The sequence below is a fragment of the Wolbachia endosymbiont of Drosophila tristis genome (assembly GCF_028981745.1).
Taxonomy (GTDB): Bacteria; Pseudomonadota; Alphaproteobacteria; order Rickettsiales; family Anaplasmataceae; genus Wolbachia; species Wolbachia pipientis.
Map to the genome: position 1 here is coordinate 1 of NZ_JAPQLN010000068.1, position 6,082 is coordinate 6,082.

Below are 6,082 nucleotides of genomic sequence, written 5' to 3' on the forward strand. Positions count from 1 at the left end.
CGTTAACAAGCGTAAACCTGCCAAAAATCTACTATTACATAGTGATCAAGGTTCACAATATACTTCGCAAGGTTATCAATATCTCTTATCCATAAAAAACATAGATGAGTTATAAAGGTTGTTGTTACGACAATTCTGTTGTGGAAAGCTTCTTCAGTTCTCTAAAAAGGGAGTTACCAATAGACACCTCTCGGCACTCTAAACAGCATATCAAAACTGCTATATTTGAATATATAGAAATTTTTTATAACAAACAACGTCACTATTAACTATTGCATTCCTGAGCATTTTGATTCATCATTCTCCTTGTGAAAAACATTCCAAACTTTCTCTCCACTTTTTCTGGGTAAGGTCAGTCAGCTACTTGGATGACAGGGGAGGGAGGTGCTACCCTGACAATCGTCATCCCGCTACGTGTTAGCGGGATCTAGAGATACCGCGAATGAATCGCGGTATGACGGTCTGCAGCGGTATGACGTAGGGCTGCACTAGCTATATCATGCATTTTATTAACCGACACTATAAACAATATCCTTACAATTATGAGATTGAACCACAACTTGCTCAAGCGTTAAGCTGCTGCGTTTAGCGTCTTTACTGTGATTTTCCCCAAGAACATTTGTTCTTTCTCGTTTTATTTCCTCAATGAATTTCCCATTAACATCTTTAGGATCAATCTCTTCTTCAGAATATATAAGGTTAGTGCAATTTGTTTTTCTATAATAATGCACGCCAAGACATATAATTGATAATGCAAGTATACCAGAACCTATAAGTAATGATAATCCTATGTTATTAGTCAAAGGGTTTTGGTAAAATTTTTGTACACCATTAACACCATGTGTTGCAAGTAGCCCTAGAGGAAACGCTATATTTGCAGCAACTACACCAGTAAATAATGCAGTAAATATTGGTCTGTCGTTAATTACTGATTTTATTTTATTAGTTCTAGTAATTACTTTTTCGTCAATGTTAGTGAAGCCTTGTTTAGCTTCCCAAGCATTAAGTACAAAATTTGAATGAGTGCCATTGCTATATTCCAGTCTTACAGATTTTATAGCTTTATCTTTTGGCTGGTGCTCCAACACCTCAGCTAAAATTTTATCCGCATCTTTTTTTTGAATGGAATGTTCTTCAGTATCTATAAATTGCCTTGTTGCAAAAAATATTGGACCAATTGCAAGCAATGCAGCAAGTGCGATAACTGGTATAGTGATATATTTTGGGCTGTTTGTAAAAAATGCAATAAATTTTGCTTTATCTTGTAAATATAATAAAGCTGCAGATATACTGAGTATAATAGCACTTGCAGTAAAAATTATAAAGCCCTTCTGCTGCATGGAATACTTTGCTCTTGGCAAGAATCTGTTTGTTTTTTTATTTGTTGTGCCACCTACATCAGAATTTAGTGACAAAGACTCTTCAGAGTCATCTGTCTTATATGATGGTGGAGAAGTTGAAGGTACATTGCTAAGTTTGTTACTTGATTCTCTGCTTAACCGTGTTAATGTTTTATCAAGATCATCAGGATCATCAAATACTGTCTCTTGAGAAGGGGATCTGCTTAGAGTTGAATTTTGTGGCACGTCAACATGAGTTTCTTCACCTTTTGTTTCTTCTAGGGAAGGAGGTGATACTTGAGTCTCAAGAGTTAACGGATCTCTTGAATTAGCATTGCTGTTTTTTTTCTCTTTAAATTCTTCCTCTAACAAAGCTTCTAAAGCTGTATTTTCATCATTTTTTTTCGGAGTACTTGTCCTAAGTGCTGGTATTGGTAAAATTCCTGGTGTTATCTCGCCATCTTCACTTATTGATGTGGAAGAAATTAATGTTACTGTTTGTTCTGCATTTACTGGTCCAGGCATATTCACTCCAAAATTAATTACTATGCTGCATTGATTACGCTATAGTTATTAAGATATAGTAAATACCAATTTACGGATAATTATTAGTATAGAAATTGTCTATCAAAGATTCTTTCATTCAGAGGGTAATCTTTGTCAAAAAGCAAAGTTATTGTGTTTTCGTGGTCTTTTTGTATTTTTATCTGTGATATATTATGAAACTCCTTGTAATCTGATACTACAAGTGCTGGACGGTTTTTTGTGTCGTTAATGTCAATTTGTACGATTGTATCGTTTGATATTAACGCTCCATTCCAATGCCTTGGGTAATAGCTATTGATAGAAGTGAGTGCAAGTAAATTTGAATTTAGCGGCAAGATTGGGCCACCGGCAGAGAAGTTGTATGCAGTGCTGCCTGTGGGGGTAGATAATATTACTCCGTCCCCTCTAAATTTTTCTACTTTTAGCTTATCATTAATAGTAATATTCATCTCTACTATTTGGTTCGCTTTTCTAAAAACGTATACTTCGTTTACTGCTATGTAATGATATCTCTTGCCACTTGTGTCTGTTGCTTCCATTTTTAGCAAAGTTAACTGAGTTGAAGTTGCATGCTCTATATGATCAATTAAATCTTCACTGCAGCTAAAGCATTTATTCATCAAAAACCCAACATTGCCAGTGTTTATCCCATACACATGCATGTTTTTATTTTCTATGACGTAATTGTGCAAAGTGCGTAGCATAAAGCCATCACCGCCAACAACTATCAATAGATCGATTTCGGACTTATTTTCTTCTGTTATATTGATCAAATTAAGTTTCTTTAATAGTTTAGATACTTCCTGCGATTTTGGTGATGGAGAAGCAACATAGCCTATATTTTTGTATTTATGCATGCTTCAGTAAACTCTCTAAAACTTAAAGAGGAGGAGAATTAGAAAATGCTTCCATATTTATCGTTAAACTTAGCTAATTTGCTAGTTTTACTTGCTAACCCGCTTGTCAAACTTCCAGTCCATGCAGGGTGAGTAAGAGGATCTCTATCAAGTTTTACCCTATCTCCCTCCTTTCCATAAGTGGAACGAGTTTCAAACTCCTGACCGTCTGTCATAACTATAATAATTTTATGATAATTCATTGTTGTTTATAAACTTTTAGTCAGCTAATATTCTAGTGAACTTAATTCACTAAGTCAATCATTATTCTAAAATATTGACAAAAAATAAATAAAGTAGTATATTTAATAAGGAATAAATAATAACTATCATGATTTTTGCTTTCCCCGGTCAGGGCTCTCAGTTTGTAGGAATGGGAAAGAGCTTATATAGTGAGTTTTCTGTTGCAAGACAAGTATTTAATGAAGTAGATAGCATATTGGATGGAAAGCTGTCTCATTTAATCTTCAACGGTCCTATTGAAGAATTAACCATTACAGAAAACGCTCAGCCAGCTATAATGGCAGTATCAATTGCAATGCTACGTGTTATGGAGCATGTGTTTGGCAAATCTCTTTTCACTGATCACAATGTTAAATATGTTTGTGGGCATTCAGTTGGCGAATATACAGCGCTGTGTGCTGCAGGAGCGTTAACGCTTGAGTCTGCAATCAAGCTGCTGAAAGTTCGCAGCGAAGCAATGCATGAAGCTTCACTGAAATGTAAAGGCGGAATGGTTGCGTTGCTTGGAGCAGAGATAAATGAAGTGGAAGATATATTGAAATCAGTTCAAATTGACGGAATTTGTGAAATTGCAAACGATAACGGTGGCGGACAAGTGGTTATAAGTGGCACTAGAGAAGCTCTTGAAATGTTACCCGATTTATTCAAAAACTCGAGTGTGAGGAAACTAATTAAATTACAGGTTAGTGGGCCTTTTCATTCATCTCTTATGAAACCTGCTGATGAAAAAGTTTTGGAGTTTTTGAAGGGTATTAAAATAACCCGTCCTATAGTTCCTTTGATATCAAATGTTACAGCTAAAGAGGAGAGTGATCCCAAAGTTATAAAAACTTTACTCGCCAAGCAAGTTGTAAGCAGAGTGAAATGGAGAGAAATGGTTTTGTATATGTCAAGCCGTGGCATTAACAAATTTGTTGAAATTGGCCCTAATAAAGTTTTATCTAATTTGGTCAAAAGAATTGACCAATCTATCAGTACAAAAAATATAGATAGTATTGGTGATATTGACAGCTTCTTTAATGAATCATTAGTACTAACAGCGAAAAATTTAAAAGTTGGATTAAGTTAAAACACATCTATTTGATGTCATTCCGGTGCATAACGCTGCCTAGCTGGAATGACAGAGGGTAATGCAAGAAATCAACGAACTGCCTGTCATTTCGTTTGGTTTTTTAATTCCAAGTAGCTGTAAAATAGTAGGGGCAATGTCAGATAACCTTCCGTCTCTTAGTTTTAGATTATCGCAAGACACAATAAATGGCACTTTATTTAGAGTGTGTGCTGTATGAGGTGTATTATTTTCTTCATCGAACATACATTCCACGTTACCATGGTCTGCAGTAACAATTAATGCGGTGTTGCTTGACTTTTTAACAGCATTCAGCACTTTCGCAAGACAATCATCTACAGCTAGCACAGCTTTCTCGGCTGCTTTTATATTACCTGTATGCCCTACCATATCAGGATTAGCGTAATTTACAACTATCAGTGCGAATTCTTGGGAGTGAATTTTTTCTACAAGCTTTTCTGTGAGCTCGAAGGCTGACATTTCGGGCTGCAAATCGTAAGTTTGAACTTTTGGTGAGGGAATGAGTATTCTTTCTTCACCAGAGAAAGGTTCTTCTTTTCCACAATTGAAAAAGAAAGTCACATGAGCGTATTTCTCGGTTTCGGCGATACGTAATTGTCGTAATTTATTGTCTTCTATTGTTTGTCCTAGAGTATCAGCGAAAGAAGTAGGAGGAAAAATATAAGGAATTTTGAGATCTTCTTTATACTTCATCATACTTAAAATTGAAGAGAATTTTGCTACCTTAGCGTAATCTGTTTTGCCAAGCAAAATACTTGCTAATTGTATCATTCGATCAGCACGAAAGTTAGCCAACAGCACTCCATCTTCTGGTTTTATACCTTGATAATCACCTATTACTGCGGGCCTGATAAACTCATCAGTTATGTTATTTTGATAGTTATTCTCAATCAACGATACTGCATTATCATGACAAGGTGCCCTTGCAAATGCGATAGCCTCATAAGCTTCGATTGTTCTCTTCCACCTGTTGTCACGGTCCATAGCATAGTAACGCCCAGAAACAGTAGCAATTCTTGTGTCATTTCCCTTTATACTCTTTGTAAATTCTTGAATGCATTTTTTTCCTGAATTTGGCAATGTGTCTCTGCCATCTAAAAATGCATGTATCACCACTTTTATTCCATGCTGTGATATTTTATTTGCTAAAGTTGAAATATGCTTTTGATGCGAATGAACACCACCATCGGACACCAATCCCATTATATGGCATACTCCGTTCTTACTTTTTAGATCATTAATAAAACTTTGTAGATTTACATTGTTTTCTATTGTTCCAATCTCTTGATTAATGCGCTGAAGGCTTTGTATTACCACTCTACCACTGCCAATATTCATATGGCCAACTTCTGAGTTACCTATTTGACCACCAGGTAACCCCACATCAGCTCCACAGGCGGATAAACTGCATTTTGGATAATTAGAGCTAATATATTGCCAACAGGGTGGATTTGCGTTGCTGATAGCGTTGTATTTATTATTCTCTATTCCATTTCCCCAGCCATCTAGTATACATAAAACCACTGATTTAATGTTCATATAAAATCAACACTAGAATTTCACAGAGAAGAGCTCCCCGGGCCGGATTCGAACCAGCGACCAATTGGTTAACAGCCAACTGCTCTACCACTGAGCTACCGAGGAATAAACCGTTTTTAATTTACCATGTTGAACGTTGGTTGTAAACGTTTTTTGTGTAGACTTTAAGTCCAACTGACCCATAGAAACAAAAAAACTTACTTGACAAACTCCGCCAGCGCCCTTATCATGAGACTGAAGCTATTGTATTTGCTTTCGCCAATCTGCAGATTAAAAGGTAAGGATTACTTAATGTATCGGCGTCTTATGTTCAATTTTTTGCAGTATATAGATACTGTATGTCTTTACAAAACTTCATCTACATCTAGATTTTTATCTAAATAAGCTGAACGCGCTTATAAAGCGTTACAAGACATCAAAAAATGCCA

At 35.9% G+C, this 6,082-nt stretch carries 5 protein-coding genes, 1 tRNA gene and 1 pseudogene; 2 read left to right on the forward strand and 5 right to left on the reverse strand.

What is annotated here, in order from left to right:
• A pseudogene (locus OZD64_RS06855) lies at positions 1–312 on the forward strand (transposase); the annotation flags it as partial.
• 197 nt (positions 313–509) lie between these two features.
• Here the strand turns inward: OZD64_RS06855 and OZD64_RS02595 are convergent.
• From OZD64_RS02595 to rpmE, 3 genes are all read right to left on the reverse strand, one after another.
• A complete protein-coding gene (locus OZD64_RS02595) occupies positions 510–1,865 on the reverse strand; it encodes a hypothetical protein (RefSeq protein WP_274999245.1) in 1,356 nt (451 codons plus the stop codon).
• Positions 1,866–1,948: 83 nt separating this feature from the next.
• Entirely contained in the window at positions 1,949–2,743 is a 795-nt protein-coding gene (locus OZD64_RS02600) for an NAD kinase (RefSeq protein WP_274999246.1), read from the reverse strand.
• Between the two features lie 38 nt (positions 2,744–2,781).
• A complete protein-coding gene (gene rpmE / locus OZD64_RS02605) occupies positions 2,782–2,985 on the reverse strand; it encodes a 50S ribosomal protein L31 (RefSeq protein ID WP_007548602.1) in 204 nt (67 codons plus the stop codon).
• Between the two features lie 128 nt (positions 2,986–3,113).
• On the opposite strand from rpmE, the gene fabD reads away from it, so the two are divergent.
• Positions 3,114–4,094 (forward strand): ACP S-malonyltransferase, encoded by a 981-nt coding sequence (gene fabD, locus OZD64_RS02610; protein ID WP_038199165.1) that lies wholly within the window; start codon positions 3,114–3,116, stop codon positions 4,092–4,094.
• Between the two features lie 39 nt (positions 4,095–4,133).
• Here fabD and gpmI read toward each other — a convergent pair whose 3' ends face one another.
• Together gpmI and OZD64_RS02620 are read right to left on the reverse strand one after the other, a co-directional pair.
• Complete coding sequence (gene gpmI, locus OZD64_RS02615; RefSeq protein WP_274999247.1) at positions 4,134–5,654, reverse strand: 2,3-bisphosphoglycerate-independent phosphoglycerate mutase; 1,521 nt, start codon at positions 5,652–5,654, stop codon at positions 4,134–4,136.
• A 33-nt stretch (positions 5,655–5,687) separates the two neighbouring features.
• Positions 5,688–5,759, reverse strand: a tRNA-Asn gene (locus OZD64_RS02620).
• Positions 5,760–6,082 lie beyond the last annotated feature (323 nt).